Origin of the sequence: Klebsiella sp. R390 (assembly GCF_051131745.1) — a bacterium.
Taxonomy (GTDB): Bacteria; Pseudomonadota; Gammaproteobacteria; order Enterobacterales; family Enterobacteriaceae; genus Klebsiella.
This window is the reverse complement of the sequence record NZ_CP180445.1, coordinates 1,160,425-1,179,006: the sequence shown is the minus strand read 5'-3', so window position 1 is coordinate 1,179,006 and position 18,582 is coordinate 1,160,425. Positions and strand designations below refer to the sequence as shown.

Below are 18,582 nucleotides of genomic sequence, written 5' to 3'. Positions count from 1 at the left end.
TGGAGCCCTTTTTTGTTGCACCCGGATTACGGCATAAAGCGATAACCGATGCCGGTTTCGGTCAGCAGATGCTGCGGACGCGCCGGATCGACCTCCAGCTTTTGCCGCAGGTGCCCCATATAAATGCGTAAATAGTGGCTGTGTTCTACCGCATTCGGTCCCCACACCTGATTGAGCAGGTGACGTTGGGTGAGCACTTTGCCGGGATTACTCAACAGGGCGGTCAGCAGCCGAAACTCAATGGGCGTCAGGTGAATCTCTTCCTCGCCGCGAACAATTCGCCGGGCCGGGATATCGACCTGGATATCCGCGAAACGCACCACCGGCTCATCCGCCTGGGTCCCGCCGTGGCGGCGCAACGCCACCCGCAGTCGGGCCTGCAGCTCACCGATACCAAAAGGTTTACTGAGATAGTCATCGGCCCCAGCGTCCAGCGCCGCGATTTTATCGTGCTCCTCGGTGCGGGCCGACAGCACCAGAATCGGCATCTGGCTCCACTGGCGCACCTCACGGATAAATTCATTGCCGTCGCCATCGGGCAGGCCAAGGTCAAGGATCGTTAAGTCGGGTTTGCGGGTGGCGGCCTCAATCAGGCCCCGTTGCAGGGTATCGGCTTCAAATACGCGCATGCCGTCGGCTTCCAGCGCGGTGCGCAGAAAGCGGCGGATGGCATGTTCATCTTCGATAATGAGTACGTTAATCACCAGTTCTTCCCGTTCAGACAGATAAGCGATACTGCGCCTGAAACGCCCAGGATAAACACGGACTCGTACCGGGGAATGTCACCGCTGCCGGGTCAGGCAGCACCATGCCACTCATCCAGCTCCGGGGGCGTTTCTCGCGGCAGTGTAACACGGAAGCAGGCGCCGCCTTCCGGTCGCGTGTGGGCGCTGATGGTTCCACCGTGTACTTCGACGATTGCCCGGCAGATAGCCAGCCCCAGCCCAACCCCCGGGATTGCCGACTCTTTATGGCCGCGGGCGAACTTATCAAAGATAGCCTGTTCCTTGCCGCTTGGGATCCCGGGGCCGTTATCCCACACGCTCAACAGTAGCTGGTTCTCGTCGGCCTGTGCGGTAATGCCGATCTGCGCCTGGGAACCCGCATATTTCCAGGCATTCTCCAGCAGGTTGATCAGCACCCGTTCAAACAGCGGGCCATCGACGTGAACCAGCAGCAGCGGGTCGGGTAACGCCAGCTGAATATGTTGACCGCCAAGGCCCGGCTCCAGCATCCGTAAGGCACTGCCAATGACCTCTTCGAGGGTCAGCCACTCTTTATTCAGGTTAAAGCCGCCGGACTGGATGCGTGCCATATCCAACAGATTGTTCACCAGCCGGGTGGTGTTCAGCACGTGCTGGCGAATTTCATTGGCCTGGGGCGCATGTTTCGAGCCCTCGCTGGCGAGGTCGAGGGTCAGAATTTCCGCCTGGCCGAACAGCACGGTCAGCGGCGTACGTAAATCATGGGAGAGGGCTGCCAGCAGTGAGTTGCGTAAGCTTTCCCGCTCGCTGTTGAGCCGGGCCTGCTCCTCGCTGGCGGTCAGCGTCAGGCGCTCCAGCGCGCTGGCGACCAGCAGCGTAAAGGTCTCCAGCAGGCGCTGTTGTTCGGGGATCATTAACTGGCGCAGATTATCCGGCTCAACCACCAGCAGGCCCCAGGTGCGGGAGGCGCTTTTCAGCGGTAAAATTTGATAGGGAACGCCGGGCAGCGTGTCGGTACCGGCCCCGGCCGGCTGGCCCTTATCGAAGCTCCAGTGGGCGATGGCATCATCCCACGAGCTCAGGCCGGGCTGTTGGGTCAGCGGATGCAGTTTGCCGCTGCCGTCGGGCAGCAGTAGCTGGCCGCGGGCCTGAAAGGTCGAGGCGATAAAGCGCTCGCTGGTGGCGGCAATATCATCCTCGCTGCGCCCGACAGCCAGCGCTTTTGACATCTCATACAGATGACGGGTGCGCTGCTCGCGGTAGCGCGCGACACGCGCCTGATAGCGAACGCCGGCGGTGAGATTGCCGATCAGCAGGCCGACGGTCAGCATCACCCCGAAGGTCAGCAGGTATTGCACGTCGGAAACCGCGAGGGTGCCACGCGGCGAGACAAAGAACAGGTCGAAGCTGACCACGTTAATCACCGTCGCCAGCACCGACGGCCAGCGCCCGTACAGCAGGGCGATGATCACCACGCCGAGCAGATAGAGCATTACCAGGTTGGCGGCTTCGAAACCGACCAGCCATTGCATTGCCACCAGCGTAATCACTGCGCATAGCGCGAGTGCCACAAAGCAGCCCTGGATCTGCAGGCGCCACTTTTCCATGGTGGTTCGGCTATCGTTCGCCCGTGCGGGCAGGGGGGCGCTTTTTTCATCGAGGGCGATGACCACCAGATCGAGATCTGGCGCATAGCGCGCAAGGCGGTCTGCAAACCCGGTACGGTTCCACCAGCGGCGTTGACCCTGGCGGCCGATGACGATTTTGCCGAGGTTATGCTCCCGGGCGTAGTGCAGCACCGCCTTTTCTTCGTGCGGGTCGGAGAGGGTCGCCGTTTCCGCTCCCAGTTCCTGCGCGAGCCGCAGGGCCGCAAGGATAGCCCGGCGTTTGGCTTCCGGCAGGCGGTGCAGGGACGGGGTTTCGACGTACACCGCGTGCCAGATGCTGCCGAGTCGGGCCGCCAGACGCGCGGCGGCGCGCACCAGTTTTTCACTGCCGGTGTTGTGGCCAATGCACAGTAAAATGGTATCGCGGGTATGCCAGACTTTCTCCTGGCCCTGGTGGTCGCGCCAGGCGCGCATCTGTTCATCCACCCGGTCGGCGGTGCGCCGCAGCGCCAGCTCACGCAGGGCGATCAGGTTTCCTTTGCGGAAAAAGTTTTCGATAGCCCGCTCGGCCTGGCCGCCAATATAGACCTTGCCGTCGTTCAGGCGCTGGCGGAGATCGTCCGGAGGCAGGTCGACCAGCACCACGTCGTCGGCGGCGTCAAAGAAGGGATCGGGGACGGTTTCGCGCACCTGCACGCCGGTAATGCCGCTGACGACATCGTTCAGGCTCTCCAGATGCTGGACATTTACCGTGGTAAAAACGTCGATCCCGGCATCAAGCAGCTCTTCGACATCCTGCCAGCGTTTGGGATGACGCGATCCCGGGGCGTTGCTGTGGGCCAGTTCGTCCACCAGGATCAGTGCCGGGCGACGTGCCAGTGCGGCGTCGAGATCGAACTCGTGAACGTAGCGCCCACGATGCGAAAGGCGGCGCTGGGGGAGGGTACTAAGCCCCTCAAGCATCGCCGCGGTTTCTTTACGGCCGTGAGTTTCCGCCACGCCGATTAGAATATCCAGCCCCTGAGCGCGGAGCCGCTGCGCTTCCGCTAACATGGCCCAGGTTTTTCCGACCCCGGCACAGGCGCCAAAGAACACTTTTAGCTTGCCGCGATGCGGCTCGCCGGTATGTTGCAACAGGCGGTCCGGGTCAGGGCGCAGCGGCTCGTCACTCATGTTACTTATCCTTCAGGGCATCCAGTGCCATATTCAGTTGCACTATATTTACCACAGGTTGACCAAGAAAACTGACCAGCGGTTTTTGGGTTGCCTCATTGACCATCCGGGTTAGCTGTTCAGCGCTGAGGCCGCGGGCTTTGGCGATGCGCGGCACCTGCCAGAGCGCCGCCGGTGGCGTAAGATGATTATCCAGTCCGCTCGCCGACGCGGTGACCAGCTCTACCGGAACGCGTGGATCCGCATCCGGGTTGGCCTGACGCAGCGCGGCGACACGCTCGCTGATAGCCTTGTCCAGTGCTGGATTACTGGCGGCGAGGTTACTGCCGCCGGAGGCCAGCGGATTATCCGGCGTCCCGGAGGTGGCAGACGGGCGCCCCTGGAAATAGCCCGCGTCGGTAAAATTCTGGCCAATCAGGCTGGAGCCGCGCACTTCACCGGCGATACGGATCAACGAACCGTTGGCCTGCTGCGGGAACCACCACTGCCCGAGCGCGGTGGTCAGCAGGGGATAGACGCCGCCGGTGATCAGCATTAACAGAATAAATAGCACAAGTGCCGGTCGAATCAATGTCATGGTCATTTCCTCACAGCAGCCCGGTCAGGGTCAGTAACAGATCGATAGCTTTGATACCGATAAACGGCACCAGCAACCCGCCGAGGCCATAGACCCACAGGTTGCGTCGCAGCATGGCCGAAGCGGACAGCGGACGGTAGCTCACCCCCTTCAGTGCCAGCGGGATCAGGAAGACGATAATCAGCGCGTTAAAGATAACCGCGCTCAGAATGGCCGACGCCGGCGAGTGCAGGTGCATGACGTTCAGCATCGCGAGCTGCGGATAAACCGCGGCAAAGGCGGCCGGAATAATGGCAAAATACTTCGCCACGTCGTTGGCGATACTGAAGGTGGTTAACGAACCTCGGGTCATCAGCATCTGCTTACCGATATGGACCACTTCAATCAGCTTGGTCGGGTTCGAGTCGAGGTCCACCATGTTACCGGCCTCTTTCGCCGCCTGGGTACCGGAGTTCATCGCCACCGCCACATCCGCCTGCGCCAGCGCCGGGGCGTCATTGGTGCCGTCGCCGGTCATTGCTACCAGTCGTCCTTCGGATTGATACTGGCGAATCAGCGCCAGTTTGGCTTCCGGAGTCGCTTCGGCAAGGAAATCATCGACGCCCGCTTCGGCGGCAATCGCCGCGGCGGTCAGGCGGTTATCACCGGTGATCATCACCGTTTTGATGCCCATCTTACGCAGCTGAGCAAAACGTTCTTTAATCCCGCCTTTGACGATATCTTTCAGCGAAATGACCCCCAGCACGCGTTCACCTTCGGCCACCACCAGCGGCGTTGCCCCCAGACGGGCAACCTCTTCCACCTGCTTATCGACATCGGCCGGAAAGTGCCCGCCGTTGGCCTCAACGTGGCGACGAATGGCGTCGACGGAACCTTTACGGATCATGCGGCTATCGATATTAATGCCGCTCATTCGGGTCTGGGCGGTAAAGGGGACAAAGGTCGCGTGCAGCGACTGCAGATCCCGTTCACGCAGGTTAAAGCGCTGTTTCGCCAGCACCACGATGCTGCGTCCTTCCGGTGTTTCATCCGCCAGCGAGGAGAGCTGGGCGGCATCGGCGAGGGTTTTTTCTTCCACCCCCTGGGCCGGCAGGAAAGCCGAGGCCTGGCGGTTACCGAGGGTGATCGTACCGGTTTTATCCAGCAGCAGTACGTCAACGTCACCCGCCGCTTCCACCGCCCGCCCGCTGGTGGTGATGACGTTGGCACCCAGCATGCGGCTCATCCCGGCGACACCGATGGCGGATAGCAGACCGCCGATGGTGGTGGGGATCAGGCACACGAGCAGGGCGACCAGCACCGTGACGCTGACCGCGCTACCGCTCCAGGCCGAGAACGGCCAGATGGTGGCGGTGGCGAGCAGGAATACCAGCGTCAGGGCGATCAGCAGGATCGTCAGCGCAATTTCGTTGGGGGTTTTACGGCGTTGCGCGCCTTCCACCATGGCGATCATCCGGTCGAGGAAGGTTTCCCCGGGGTTGACGCTGCAGCGGATCACCAGCCAGTCAGAGAGAATGCGCGTCCCGCCGGTCACCGAGGCAAAGTCGCCGCCGGATTCGCGGATCACCGGCGCGGATTCGCCGGTAATGGCGCTTTCGTCCACCGAGGCGCCGCCTTCAATCACTTCGCCATCACACGGGATGATATCGCCGGCTTCTACCAGCACGATGTCGCCTTTGCGTAAATCGTCGGCCGGAATATGGTCGATGGGGGCATCATGCTGCGGCGCGCGCAGCTTACGGGCAAAGGCGGTCTTTTTAACCCCTTTGAGGCTATTGGCCTGAGCTTTACTGCGACCCTCGGCCATGGCTTCAGCGAAGTTGGCGAACAGTACGGTAAACCACAGCCAGATACTCACCGCGGCAGTAAAGCCGGCGCTGCCGGTGAGATGCCCGCTGGCCATCGCCACCGCCAGCAGGGGGGTGATCAGGCTGCCGATCCAGACGATGAACATCACCGGATTTCGCCACTGAACCATTGGGCTGAGTTTCTTCACCGCGTCCAGCAGCGCCTGGCGCACCAGCGTCGGCTCCAGCAGGGCTAATTGTTTGCGACTCATAACAGATTGCTCCGCATCACTTAAAGTAAGGAAAAGTGTTCCGCCAACGGGCCGAGCGCCAGTGCGGGAATAAAGGTCAGGGCGCCGACCAACAGCACGGTGCCAATCAGTAGACCGACAAACAGCACGTCGTGGGTGGCGAGGGTACCGGCGCCGGTGGGCTGGATTTTTTTCGTCACCAGCGAGCCGGCGATAACCATGACCGGCACGATGACGCCAAACCGACCGACCAGCATGCAAAATGCCAGCAGCAGGTTCCAGAACGGGGTGGCGGCGCCGAGACCGGCAAAGGCGCTGCCGTTGTTGTTGGCGGCGGAGGTCACGGCGTACAGCACTTCGCTAAAGCCGTGAGGGCCGGGGTTAAACATCCCTGCGCGTCCGGCGTCGGTCATCATCGCCAGCGCGGTGCCCAGCAGGACCAGCGTTGGCGTGACCAGGATCGCCAGAGCGATCATCTTCATTTCACGCACGTCGATCTTCTTACCGAGATATTCCGGCGTACGGCCGATCATCAGCCCGGCGATAAACACCGCCAGCATGACAAACAGCAGCATGCCGTACAGACCGGAACCGACGCCGCCGAAGACCACTTCACCGATCTGCATCAGCCACATTGGGACCATGCCACCGAGGGCGGTAAACGAGTCGTGCATGGCGTTCACCGCGCCACAGGAGGCGGCGGTGGTGATAACCGCAAACAGGCTGCTGGTTAAGATGCCAAAGCGGCTCTCTTTACCTTCCATATTGATGCTGCTGTCCGCGCCCAGCGTCAGCAAGTGCGGGTTACCCTGGGTTTCCGCCCACATCACCACCGCCACGCAGACGATAAAGATCAGGGTCATGGCCCATAAAATCGCATGTCCCTGGCGGCGATCGCCGACCACGTCGCCAAAGGCAAAGCACAGCGCCGCGGGGATCAAGAAGATCGCCAGCATTTGCACCATGTTGCTCAGCGCGGTGGGGTTCTCAAACGGGTGGGCGGAGTTGGCGTTAAAGAAACCGCCGCCGTTGGTGCCGAGCATTTTGATCGCTTCCTGTGAGGCGACTGGCCCCATGGGCAGCGACTGATGCAGGCCTTCCAGCGAGGTGAAAGCCTGATACGGCAGGAGGTTCTGCGGCACGCCCTGCTGGATAAAGAACACGGCAATCAGTAAGGAGAGCGGCAGCAGCAGCCACAGGGTGATGCGGGTGAGATCGACCCAGGCGTTGCCCAGGGTCGTGACCTGCTGGCGGGACCAGGCGCGGGTAAAGGCAAAAATCACCGCGATGCCGGTCGCCGCTGAGAGGAAGTTCTGTACCGTCAGCCCGACCATCTGACTGAGGTAGCTCATGGTGCTTTCCCCGGCATAGGCCTGCCAGTTGGTGTTGCTGATAAAGCTTACCGCGGTGTTCAGCGCCAGATCCCAGGAGAGTCCGGGCAGATGCTGAGGATTGAACGGTAGCGCCCCCTGGCACAGTAACAGGACGAACAGCACCAGCAGCCCGAGCGCATTGAACAGCAAAATGGCCAGCAGATACTGGCACCAGTTCATCTGCCGGGTGCCGATACCTGAGATCCGCCATATTCCACGTTCAATACCGGCAAGACCCGGGAGCGGGGTATCGTTGATCATCCTGGCAAGCAGCATCCCTGTGGGACGTGCCAGTACCATCAGCAGCAAAAGAAAACTGGCGATAAGTAAAAATCCTTGTGCGGCCATCAGAATGCCTCCGCATTTATCAAGGCGTAGACCAAATAAGCCAGCAACAGGAATACCAGCGTAACGCCAGCAATGACGCCTGCACTCACAATCCACCTCCGGGTGTCTTTACGATTTACCCGGAGGATAGGAATTTTGGTGCAAAGATTTTGCAAAAATCAGAATCGGCGGTGTAAAAAAAATATAAAAATTGCAAAAACCACAATTTAACCAATGGTTAGTATTAATTTAACCGTTTCGTAACTTATTTACCTGATGAATGTAAATAAAGGCTAAATCGACAGCTTTTAGTGGTCGGATGAGTAGTAAAATTACACGCAAAGCGGTATTATTTTAGCCAGAAAGACATTGTTACTTTACCGGCGTCGATTGCCGGCCTGACAAAGGGGAGAGAAATTATGACGTTGTACAAAAATTATCCTGCTCACGTAATCTTTTTACGTCGTGCCTTCGCCGTTGTGGCTGGCGTAGCGGCATTTCCGCTGATGCTGTTCTGGAAAGATCGCGCCCGCTATTACAGCTGGCTGCACCGCGTCTGGGCGAAAACCAGCGAGCAGCCGGTGTGGATGGCCCAGGCTGAAAAAGCCGCCGCTGACTTTTATTGATCGTCTCCGCCAGACACCACGACCGCCGGTTTTCCGGCGGTTTTTTTATGGTTTCTGACTACACTTATGGCGTGCAACCTTAAGGAGCAGCAATGAGTGAGAGTTGGTTAGAGGACGATGATAAAACCCGTTTGTACACCCTGCATGAACTGGATGCGCTACAGCGCGAGGGCCTGACCCGCGGCAAGCTGATCGATTTCCACAGTCGCTATAAACTTATCCTGCTGGCCCATTCACAACCTGAATATCGCAAAATCGGGCCGTTTGTTGCCGATATCGCACAATGGCCGTCGCTGGAGGCCTTTTTTGTCGCCTACCGTGAACGTCTGGTGAGCCTGCTGGCACACCCGTCAACCCGCCGCAATCATACTAACGTGCTGATGCACGTTCAGGGCTATTTCCGTGAGCATTTGAGCGCGTCGCAAAAGCAGGAGCTGGTCGCCTTGATTGATGACTATCGCCTGGGCCGACAGCCTCTGCTTGCGCCGGTGCGCCTCCTGCAACACTATATGACTGAATTTCCTGATACTTACCTTGCCGGGCAGCGTTATTTTAATCCCTGGCCGGAAGCATCGGACTAACACGACGTCACTGATTGCAGGAGTTTTATGGCCACTCATTTGGTCTGGTTTCGTGCGGACTTACGTATCCATGACAACCTGGCGCTGGCTGCGGCCTGTCGCGATCCCCACGCGAAGGTACTGGCGCTGTTTATCGCCACGCCGGAACAATGGCGCCAGCACGGCATGGCGTCGCGCCAGGCGGCATTTATCACTCAGCACCTGCACAGTCTGCAACTTGCGCTGGCCGAGCGCGGTATTCCGCTCGAGGTGATTGAGGCCGACGACTTCGCTGCCAGCGGCGAACGACTGGCGGCGTACTGCGATCGGCAGCAGGTGAGCCACCTGTTTTATAACTACCAGTACGAAATTAATGAGCGTCAGCGCGATGCACAGGTGGAAAAAAGGCTGAGCGGCCTGGTGTGTCAGGGATTTGACGATGCGCTGCTGCTGCCACCCGGCAGCGTGATGACCGGCAATCGTGAGATGTACAAGGTGTTTACGCCGTACAAAAATGCCTTCCTGCGCCGGCTACGCGAGGCGCTGCCGGAATGTGTTGCCGCGCCAAAAGTCCGTCCCGACGGGCCGTTGCAACCGCTGCAGCTGCCGGAGATTCGCTACCCGCAGCAGGCGTTTGATGCGCAGCTGTTTGCCGCCGACGAAAAAACAGCCATTGCCCGGCTACGCACCTTCTGCCAGCAGCAGGTCGCTGACTATGACCAGCAGCGTGATTTCCCCGCCCTGGAAGGCACCAGCCGGCTGTCGCCCTGTCTGGCCGTTGGCGTACTTTCTCCGCGTCAGTGCCTGCATCGCCTGCTGGTTGAGCAACCCGCGGCGCTCGATGGTGGGGCAGGGGCGGTGTGGCTGAATGAGCTCATCTGGCGTGAGTTTTACCGCCATTTAATGGTGTTCTACCCACGGTTATGCAAAGGGCGACCGTTTATCTCGTGGACCGATAACGTTGCGTGGCGGGACGATAAACAGGGGTTACAGGCGTGGCAAAACGGCCAGACTGGTTTTCCGATTGTCGATGCCGCCATGCGTCAGCTCAATGCCACGGGCTGGATGCATAATCGTCTGCGGATGATTGTCGCCAGTTTTCTGGTGAAGGATCTGCGCATCGACTGGCGTGCGGGCGAACGCTATTTTATCAATCAGCTGATTGATGGCGATCTGGCGGCCAATAACGGTGGCTGGCAGTGGGCCGCATCGACCGGTACCGATGCGGCGCCCTATTTTCGAATTTTTAATCCCACCACGCAGGGGGAGAAGTTTGATAAGGCGGGAGCGTTTATTCGTCAATGGCTGCCTGAGCTGGCGGAGGTGCCGGAGAAAGCGCTGCATCAGCCGTGGCTGTGGGCGGATAAGCAAGGCGTGACGCTGGCGTATCCGCGACCGCTGGTCGATCACAAGCAGGCGCGGCTGGAGACGCTGGCAGCCTGGGAGGCCGCCAGCAAAGGGTCTACTCCACCGCCAGCGCGCGAGTCTTAACGCGCAGGGCAGAGTACAGCCAGATCGCCAGCACCAGACCGACGCAGGCTAAGGCGCCCCAGGTGATCTGGCTGAAGACATGAATGTAGGCATCAATGGCGTAACCGGCCGCGCCGGCTTCATCAAAGGAACCCTGGGCGGTCTGGTCAGCAATCACTCCCGCCAGATAGTTGGCGATGGCCCCGGACAGCAGCATATAGATGCCGGTCAGCACGCCGGTCACGCCGGGGATCTCGATGCGGGTGATTTGCGCCATCGCCACCGGGTCGATAAACAGTTCGGCAAAGCCCATCACCGCCAGACCCAGCACCATTAACGGCATCGAAGACTGGCCGTAGGTCGCTGACCAGCGGGCGCTTAGGGTCAGAATGCAGAACCCGGCGCTCATCAGGCCGAGGCCGAGTGCAAACTTACCCCAGATCCGCACGGTGCGATTCCCGCTAACCGTCTCTTTCACCAGCCAGGCCAGCACCATTCCACAGAGCATCACCGCGAAGGCGTTCACCGACTGGAACATGGCCGTCGGAACTTCGTAGCTCATCACATGACGGTTAACAAAGCGGTCGATATACAGGCTGATAGAGCTACCACCCTGCTGCGCAAAGGCCCAGAACAGCAGACTGAAGCCGGTCAGAACGATAATCAGCCGCAGGTCGCTGCGCTGTTTTGCCGTTTCTGCCCGCCGATAAATACGGGCCAGCACCAGCAGACCAATGACGGTGGCGACAACCAGCGCATAGACCGACCACTCTTTCCAGAACAGAACGGTAATTAGCAGCGGTGCGGCGACCAGCAGCACCAGCAGCCAGCCCCAGTTCGGCAGCAGAAAGTGGCGTGCGCGCAGGGCTTCGCGATTGACGCCGGCGGTATGGCGGAAATGGCGGCCACCGCAGAGGAAGATAACCAGCCCGGCAATCATCCCGATGGCGGCGAGGGCAAAGCCCATGGCCCAGCTGTACTCTTCCTGTACGTAACCGCAGGCGATCGGGGCGACGATCGAACCGATATTCCCCGCGGCGTACATCAGCGAGAAGCCGCCATCGCGGCGCGGATCGGTCGGTTCATACAGTTCGCCCAGCAGGCAACTGACGTTGGATTTAAACAAACCGTAACCGCAGACGATGATCGCCAGCGACAGGTAGAGGAAGGTCGGGGCAATTTCGCTGGCGCCTAGCACCAGATGGCCGATGGCCATCAACAGCGCGCCAAGCATCACAGCCATCCGGTTGCCGAGCAGCTTATCGGCCAAAAATCCGCCGAGAATTGGCGTGACGTAAACCAGAGAGCAGTAGGCGCTGAACAGGGCATAGGCGTGGTTATCGTCATACTTAAGCTGATTGGTGAGGTATAAAATCAGCAGTGCCCGCATGCCGTAGAAACTGAAATACTCCCAGATTTGCAGCGCGACAACGTAATAAATTGCCCGCGGCTGCGATGATTGTCTGTTCATGTAACGTTTTATTCCTGCCAAAAAATGAAAGTCGATCTTTCTGCATGAATAGCGATTTCGTAGTGATATTCATGGCTTACCAGGCTTTCTGGTTATTTAATATGCTTTAATAGTGCATAAATATACACTAATGCGTTGCGGGGTGGGTAGACAAATTGCGGGTTTACGCTAAAAGTCAACATAGCGCGTGTTGCGCAGGTGCTATCGACGACCTCCGTGGATCCCGTTATGTTATGCCTGTGCACACGATGATGACCTGATGGAGCGGCAATGAAAAATAGCGAACTGGAACAACTGATTAACGAAAAGCTTAACAGCGCGACATTCAGCGACTACGGGCCAAACGGCCTGCAGGTCGAGGGGCGTGAAACGGTGCAAAAGATTGTCACCGGCGTGACCGCCAGCCAGGCGCTGCTGGATGAAGCCGTGCGCCTGCAGGCGGATGCGGTGATTGTCCATCATGGTTACTTCTGGAAGGGGGAATCGCCGATCGTTCGCGGCATGAAACGCCAGCGTCTGAAAACGCTGCTGGCTAACGATATCAACCTCTACAGCTGGCATCTGCCGCTGGACGCCCACCCGGAGCTGGGCAATAACGCCCAGCTGGCACAGCTTCTTGGCATCAACATCATGGGCGAAATTGAACCGCTGGTGCCGTGGGGCGAGCTGTCGATGCCGGTTTCCGGGCTGGAGCTGGCGTCGTGGATTGAGGCGCGTCTGGGGCGCAAACCGCTGTGGTGCGGCGATACCGGACCGGATAAAGTCGCACGGGTGGCCTGGTGTACCGGCGGCGGCCAGGGATTTATTGATAGCGCTGCCCGTTTTGGGGTGGATGCTTTTATTACCGGTGAAGTGTCGGAACAAACTATTCACTCCGCTCGCGAACAGTCCCTGCATTTTTATGCCGCCGGTCACCATGCCACCGAACGTGGCGGTATTCGCGCTTTAAGCGAGTGGTTGACGGAAAATAGCGATCTGGATGTGACCTTTATTGATATCCCTAACCCGGCCTGATGAGAGAGAAAAAAGTGCAGCGAGCGCGTTGTTATATGTTAGGCGAAACCGCCGTCGTCCTCGAACTTGAACCTCCGGTGACGCTGGAGAGCCAAAAGCGCATCTGGCGCCTGGCCCAGAGACTGGCGGATCACGAAGAGGCACTGGATGCGATTCCGGGGATGAATAATATTACCGTCGTCCTGCGCGATCCGCAGACGATGGCATGGGATGCTATTGAGCAGCTGCAACGCTGGTGGGAAGAGAGCGAAGCGCTGGAGCCGGAGTCCCGGGAGATGACGATCCCGGTGATCTACGGTGGTGAAGACGGGCCTGATTTGGCAGAAGTGGCGCGCCACTGCGGGCTGAGCGAGAAACAGGTGGTTGAGCTGCATTCCTCGGTCGAATACGTGGTGTGGTTCCTTGGCTTTCAGCCGGGATTCCCCTATTTGGGCGGGCTGCCTGAACAGCTGGCTACGCCGCGTCGGGCGGAGCCGCGACTGCTGGTTCCAGCAGGATCTGTGGGTATTGGTGGTGTGCAAACCGGGGTCTATCCTCTGGCCACCCCAGGAGGCTGGCAGCTGCTGGGCCGCACGCCGCTGGCGCTGTTTGACCCCACGCGACAGGAGCCGGTGCTGCTACGTTCCGGCGATAAAGTTCGCTTTGTACCGCAAAAGGAGGGGGTATGTTGAAGATGATCCGCGCCGGCATGTATTCGTCAATACAGGACGGTGGACGCGAAGGAAAGCGACAGTCGGGGATCAGCCTCTGTGGCGCTCTGGATACCCCCTCACTGGTGACCGCCAACCTGCTGGTGGGTAATGACCCCAACATGGCTGCGCTCGAGATTACGCTTGGCCAGGTCGATATCCAGTTTGAACGTGACTGCTGGTTTGCGTTGACCGGTGCCGCCTGTGAGGCGCTGCTCGACGACAAACCGGTGTGGGTGGGCTGGCGAATGGCAGCGAAGGCCGGCCAGCATCTGATATTGAAAACCCCGCAGTACGGTATCCGTAGCTACCTGGCGGTAGCTGGCGGCATCGATGTGCCGGTGGTGCTGGGGTCACGCAGTACCGACCTGAAGGTGGGCATTGGCGGCCTCGAAGGACGACGCCTGCAGGATGGCGATCGGCTGAAGCTGGGTAAAACGTCCCGTCAGTTCAAGGCGGCGCGCGGGGTTAAACAGCTGCCGTTGAGTAATCGTATTCGAGCGTTACCGGGGCCTGAATACCAGGAGTTTGATACGCCGTCTCAGGGGTCGTTCTGGCGTTCGCCCTGGCAGCTGAGTCCCCAAAGCAACCGGATGGGCTACCGTCTTCAGGGCCAGCCGCTCAAACGTACCACCGATCGCGAGATGCTTTCGCACGGCCTGCTGCCGGGCGTGGTGCAGGTTCCGCATAACGGTCAGCCGATCGTGCTGATGAACGATGCGCAGACCACCGGGGGCTATCCGCGTATCGCCTGCATTATCGACGCCGATATGTACCAACTGGCGCAAATTCCGTTGGGTCAGCCGATTCATTTTGTCCCCTGCACCCTGGAAGAGGCGTTGAAAGCGCGTGCCGATCAGCAGCGTTATCTGGAACAACTGGCGTGGAGGCTGAGCGATGATCATTGATTTGAATGCCGATCTGGGAGAGGGCTGTGCGAACGACAGCGCGTTGTTACAGCTGGTCTCCTCGGCCAATATCGCCTGCGGGTTCCACGCCGGCGATGCGTTGCTGATGCATCAATGTGTCCGTGAGGCGTTGAAAAACGGCGTCGCCGTTGGTGCCCATCCCAGTTTTCCCGACCGGGAAAACTTTGGCCGCACGGCGATGCAGCTGCCGCCGGAAACGGTTTACGCCCAGACGCTGTATCAGATTGGCGCGCTGGCGGCGATCGTTCGCGCTGAAGGCGGTGAGCTGAAGCACGTCAAACCGCACGGTATGCTCTACAACCAGGCGGCGAAAGAGGTGCCACTGGCCGAGGCGATTGCCAGAGCCGTACGCGATTTTGATCCAGCGCTGATCCTGGTGGGGCTGGCGGGCAGCGAGCTAATTCGCGCGGGCCAGCACTACAAGCTGACCACGCGGCAGGAGGTGTTTGCCGACCGTGGATATCAGGCCGATGGCAGTCTGGTGCCGCGTTCGCAGCCCGGCGCGCTGATTGACAGCGAAGAGCAGGCGCTGGCGCAGACCCTGGATATGGTCCAGCACAACCGGGTGCGCAGCATCACCGGGGAATGGGCGCCGGTGATTGCAGAAACCGTTTGTTTGCATGGCGATGGTGCGCACGCGCTGGATTTTGCTCGCCGTTTACGGGCCGCGTTTGCCGGACGCAACATTCAGGTCAGCGCGGAAACAACAGCATAAAACTATAATTATTAAGTCGTTAACAACACAACCAACACAACAACTAACAGGACGTTATTATGGGAGAGGCAATATCTCTTTGGCCACTGATCGGCATTGCCGTGATTGTGGTCGGGTTTATTCTACGTTTTAATCCGGTGCTCGTGGTCATTGTCGCCGGGATCGTCACTGGTGTGGCGGCACATATGCCGATCGCTACCATTCTGGAAAAGCTGGGGGAGGGGTTTCTCAACACCCGCAACCTGCCGTTTATTCTGTTGCTACCGCTGGCGGTGATTGGCTTGCTGGAACGGCACGGTCTGAAAGAACGCGCCCAGGCATGGATCGCGAAGATCCACAGTGCTACCGCTGGACGCCTGCTGATCGTTTATCTGTTTGTCCGTGAAGCGACCGCCGCGTTGGGCTTAACCAGCCTGGGGGGCCACCCGCAGATGGTGCGTCCGCTGCTGGCGCCGATGGCGGAAGGGGCGGCGGAAAAAACCTTTGGCCCGCTGCCCGGTAGCGTGCGCTATCGCCTGCGGGCAATGTCGGCGGCGACCGACAATGTTGGCCTGTTCTTCGGTGAGGATATTTTTGTCGCCTTCGGGGCGATTATCTTCATGCACAACTTTATGCTGGAATCCGGCGGCATCCAGACCGAACCATTGCACATTGCACTGTGGGGGATCCCTACCGCTATTTGCGCCTTCCTGATCCATTCCGCCCGTCTGTGGCGCCTCGATCGTCATCTTCAGCGTGAGCTGGATAAGGTTAACGCCGGGCAGGCAAAAGGCGGTGCGGTATGAATTTCCAACAAAACTGGCTGTACTGGCTGGCAGGACTGGTGCTGCTGGCAGTCGCGGTGATGTCCTGGCGCGACAAAAGCAACCCTCGTCGTCTGACTACCGGCCTGTTCTGGGGGCTGTATGGCGTGCTGTTCCTGTTGGGCGACTGGACTTATCAACTGGCGGGCGATAAGCGTACCATTCATATTGCCGTCGGCGTGGCGGTGGTGGTGCTGGCGCTGATTGCCGGCTTTGGCGGCGTGCGGTTGGGCAGCTATCACCAGCGCACTCAGGAGGAGCGCAGCGCCAGCGCGTCTCGTTTGGGTAACCGCTTATTTTATCCGGCACTGGCGATTCCGGTTGTCACGGTGATCGGCGTGCTGATGTTTAATAACCTGCCGTCGTGGCAGGTCTGGGTGTTTGGCCCGGGCAACCATGCCACGCTGATTACCCTGTTCTCGATGACCGCCGGCACGCTGATTGGTCTGGTGATGGCTATCCGTATGACCCGGGAGCACGTTGCTCAACCGCTGCAAGAGGCTCGTCGGCTGCTCGATTCAGTCGGCTGGGCCTTTATCCTGCCGCAGATCCTGGCGGTACTGGGATTGCTGTTTACCTCGGCCGGCGTGGGCAGCAGCATCGCCTGGCTGACCGAGCACTACCTGGCGGTGGATAGCCGCTTTATTGCCGTGGTGGTCTACACCCTCGGCATGGCGCTGTTGACGATGGTGATGGGCAATGCTTTTGCGGCGTTCCCGATTGTGACGGCGGGTATCGGTATTCCGATTCTGGTGCTCCAGCACGGCGGTAACCCGGCGGTGATGGCGGCAATTGGGATGTTCTCCGGCTACTGCGGTACGCTGATGACGCCGATGGCGGCCAACTTCAATATCGTACCCGCGGCCCTGCTGGAGCTGCCGGATAAAAACGCGGTCATTAAGGCGCAGATCCCGACCGGCGCGCTGCTGTTGATCGTCAACGTATTCTTACTTTATTTCCTGATGTTCCTGTAAGGAGGGGCGATGGCGGGCGTATTAATTACCGGATTTGAACCGTTTGGCGGCGAGGCCGTTAACCCTTCATGGGAGGTGGTTCGTCAACTTGATGGCGTCACTCTTGCCGGCGAGCGCGTGGTGGCGCTGCAGTTGCCCTGCGTCTTTGGCGAGGCGCTGGCGGTGTTGAGTGCGGCGTTAGAGGCGCAACAACCGCGGCTGATCATCGCGGTGGGGCAGGCAGGTGGCCGTGTCGACATTACCGTCGAACGGGTGGCGATCAACGTCGATGATGCGCGCATCCCGGACAATAAAGGCCAGCAGCCCATCGACGAGCCGATTGTCGCGGGTGGGCCAGCGGCGTATTTCAGCAGCCTGCCGGTTAAAGCCATTGTTGCGGCGCTGCGCGAGCAGGGGATCCCCGCTTCGGTGTCGCAAACGGCGGGGACGTTCGTCTGCAACCATGTGATGTATGGCCTGCTGGATGCGCTACAGGATAAAACCGGAACCAAAGGTGGCTTTATCCATATTCCGTACCTGCCAGAACAGGCGGCAGCCCACCCCGGTGAGGCGAGCATGGCGGTCGGGACGGTACGGGCAGCGCTGGAGACGGCAATCGCCGTCTCGCTACGGCAGGACGGTGACGTGAAAGCGGTCGGTGGGGCAACCCACTAATCGCCAGAACAAAAGGATAAGATGATGCCGGAAGGTCCGGAGATCCGCCGGGCGGCGGATAGCCTGGAGCAGGCGATCAAAGGCGAACCTCTGACCGAAGTGTGGTTTGCCTTTGCCGCGTTACAGGATTTTCAGTCGCAGCTGGTGGGCCAGCGGGTGACGCACATAGAAACCCGGGGCAAAGCTCTGCTGACGCACTTTTCCGGCGGGTTGACGCTGTACAGCCACAATCAGCTGTACGGCGTCTGGCGCGTGGTGGAGGCCGGGGAACAGCCGGTGACTCAGCGGGTGCTGCGGGTCAGGCTGCAGACCGCAGAGAAGGCGATTTTGCTCTACAGCGCGTCAGATATTGCTCTGCTGACGCCCGCACAGCTTGCGGTGCATCCGTTTTTGCTGCGGGTGGGGCCTGACGTGCTGGATATGCGCTTAACGACGGACGCCGTCAAAGCGCGTTTACTGTCGACCACCTTTCGTCGCCGACAGTTTGCCGGCTTATTGCTGGATCAGGCTTTTCTGGCCGGGCTGGGAAATTATCTCCGCGTTGAAATTCTCTGGCAGGTTGGGCTAACCGGGCGACATAACGCATCAGAGCTTGATGATGAGCAACTTGATGCGTTGGCCCATGCGCTGCTGGATATTCCTCGCTTGTCATATCGCACCCGCGGGACGGTAGATGAGAATAAGCATCATGGTGCGCTGTTCCGCTTTAAGGTTTTCCATCGTAATGGAGAGGCCTGTGAACGCTGCGGTGGGATTATTGAGAAAACGATGCTGTCGTCGAGGCCGTTTTACTGGTGTCCGGGATGCCAGCGTTAGCAACAGGGTGAGTCACAGGATCGCTCTTTTTTAGGCATCGGTCCCGTTTTACGCGAAAGTGG

At 59.4% G+C, this 18,582-nt stretch carries 17 protein-coding genes and 1 pseudogene; 11 read left to right on the top strand and 7 right to left on the bottom strand.

The window, feature by feature from the left end:
- Positions 1 to 26: 26 nt before the first annotated feature.
- The 6 genes from kdpE to kdpF all read right to left on the bottom strand — a co-directional run bounded on the left by kdpE (position 27) and on the right by kdpF (position 7,909).
- Positions 27 to 704 carry a two-component system response regulator KdpE gene (gene kdpE, locus ACMYSP_RS05510; protein WP_123756234.1) on the bottom strand — a complete coding sequence of 226 codons (678 nt, stop codon included), beginning with the start codon at positions 702 to 704 and terminating at the stop codon, positions 27 to 29.
- Between the two features lie 92 nt (positions 705 to 796).
- Positions 797 to 3,484 carry a two-component system sensor histidine kinase KdpD gene (kdpD, locus tag ACMYSP_RS05505; protein ID WP_434585898.1) on the bottom strand — a complete coding sequence of 896 codons (2,688 nt, stop codon included), beginning with the start codon at positions 3,482 to 3,484 and terminating at the stop codon, positions 797 to 799.
- A 1-nt stretch (position 3,485) separates the two neighbouring features.
- The gene (kdpC, locus tag ACMYSP_RS05500; RefSeq protein WP_434585897.1) at positions 3,486 to 4,061 is read right to left on the bottom strand and encodes a potassium-transporting ATPase subunit KdpC; all 576 of its coding nucleotides are present in this window, start codon (positions 4,059 to 4,061) and stop codon (positions 3,486 to 3,488) included.
- A gap of 10 nt (positions 4,062 to 4,071) precedes the next feature.
- Complete coding sequence (gene kdpB, locus ACMYSP_RS05495) at positions 4,072 to 6,120, bottom strand: potassium-transporting ATPase subunit KdpB (protein WP_434585896.1); 2,049 nt, start codon at positions 6,118 to 6,120, stop codon at positions 4,072 to 4,074.
- A gap of 20 nt (positions 6,121 to 6,140) precedes the next feature.
- Positions 6,141 to 7,820, bottom strand: coding sequence for a potassium-transporting ATPase subunit KdpA (gene kdpA / locus ACMYSP_RS05490; protein ID WP_434585895.1), 1,680 nt, complete (start codon positions 7,818 to 7,820; stop codon positions 6,141 to 6,143).
- Positions 7,820 to 7,909 (bottom strand): K(+)-transporting ATPase subunit F, encoded by a 90-nt coding sequence (gene kdpF, locus ACMYSP_RS05485; RefSeq protein ID WP_123755977.1) that lies wholly within the window; start codon positions 7,907 to 7,909, stop codon positions 7,820 to 7,822. Before kdpF ends, kdpA begins: the two co-directional genes overlap by 1 nt.
- A gap of 309 nt (positions 7,910 to 8,218) precedes the next feature.
- Between kdpF and ACMYSP_RS05480 the strand changes: the two genes are divergently transcribed.
- The 3 genes and pseudogenes from ACMYSP_RS05480 to phrB all read left to right on the top strand — a co-directional run bounded on the left by ACMYSP_RS05480 (position 8,219) and on the right by phrB (position 10,476).
- Complete coding sequence (locus ACMYSP_RS05480) at positions 8,219 to 8,425, top strand: DUF2517 family protein (RefSeq protein WP_123755978.1); 207 nt, start codon at positions 8,219 to 8,221, stop codon at positions 8,423 to 8,425.
- A gap of 128 nt (positions 8,426 to 8,553) precedes the next feature.
- A pseudogene (locus ACMYSP_RS05475) lies at positions 8,554 to 9,006 on the top strand (YbgA family protein); the annotation flags it as partial.
- Between the two features lie 27 nt (positions 9,007 to 9,033).
- A complete protein-coding gene (phrB, locus tag ACMYSP_RS05470) occupies positions 9,034 to 10,476 on the top strand; it encodes a deoxyribodipyrimidine photo-lyase (RefSeq protein ID WP_434585894.1) in 1,443 nt (480 codons plus the stop codon).
- Here phrB and dtpD read toward each other — a convergent pair.
- Entirely contained in the window at positions 10,448 to 11,926 is a 1,479-nt protein-coding gene (gene dtpD / locus ACMYSP_RS05465) for a dipeptide permease DtpD (RefSeq protein ID WP_434585893.1), read from the bottom strand. The two genes, phrB and dtpD, sit on opposite strands and share 29 nt — an antisense overlap.
- Before the next feature lie 270 nt (positions 11,927 to 12,196).
- On the opposite strand from dtpD, the gene ACMYSP_RS05460 reads away from it, so the two are divergent.
- Genes ACMYSP_RS05460 through nei form a run of 8 tightly spaced genes read left to right on the top strand, consistent with a single transcriptional unit; the run spans position 12,197 to position 18,520 of the window.
- A complete protein-coding gene (locus tag ACMYSP_RS05460) occupies positions 12,197 to 12,940 on the top strand; it encodes a type 2 GTP cyclohydrolase I (protein WP_434585892.1) in 744 nt (247 codons plus the stop codon).
- A 14-nt stretch (positions 12,941 to 12,954) separates the two neighbouring features.
- Positions 12,955 to 13,611, top strand: coding sequence for a 5-oxoprolinase subunit PxpB (gene pxpB, locus ACMYSP_RS05455; protein WP_434585891.1), 657 nt, complete (start codon positions 12,955 to 12,957; stop codon positions 13,609 to 13,611).
- A complete protein-coding gene (gene pxpC, locus ACMYSP_RS05450; protein ID WP_434585890.1) occupies positions 13,605 to 14,537 on the top strand; it encodes a 5-oxoprolinase subunit PxpC in 933 nt (310 codons plus the stop codon). The genes pxpB and pxpC overlap by 7 nt, the downstream gene beginning before the upstream one ends.
- Entirely contained in the window at positions 14,527 to 15,273 is a 747-nt protein-coding gene (pxpA, locus tag ACMYSP_RS05445; RefSeq protein WP_434585889.1) for a 5-oxoprolinase subunit PxpA, read from the top strand. Before pxpC ends, pxpA begins: the two co-directional genes overlap by 11 nt.
- Before the next feature lie 59 nt (positions 15,274 to 15,332).
- Entirely contained in the window at positions 15,333 to 16,058 is a 726-nt protein-coding gene (locus ACMYSP_RS05440) for a DUF969 domain-containing protein (protein WP_434585888.1), read from the top strand.
- Complete coding sequence (locus ACMYSP_RS05435; protein ID WP_434585887.1) at positions 16,055 to 17,050, top strand: DUF979 domain-containing protein; 996 nt, start codon at positions 16,055 to 16,057, stop codon at positions 17,048 to 17,050. The genes ACMYSP_RS05440 and ACMYSP_RS05435 overlap by 4 nt, the downstream gene beginning before the upstream one ends.
- Before the next feature lie 9 nt (positions 17,051 to 17,059).
- Complete coding sequence (gene pcp, locus ACMYSP_RS05430; RefSeq protein ID WP_434585886.1) at positions 17,060 to 17,704, top strand: pyroglutamyl-peptidase I; 645 nt, start codon at positions 17,060 to 17,062, stop codon at positions 17,702 to 17,704.
- A gap of 24 nt (positions 17,705 to 17,728) precedes the next feature.
- The gene (gene nei / locus ACMYSP_RS05425) at positions 17,729 to 18,520 is read left to right on the top strand and encodes an endonuclease VIII (protein WP_434587020.1); all 792 of its coding nucleotides are present in this window, start codon (positions 17,729 to 17,731) and stop codon (positions 18,518 to 18,520) included.
- The last annotated feature ends 62 nt before the right edge of the window (positions 18,521 to 18,582 follow it).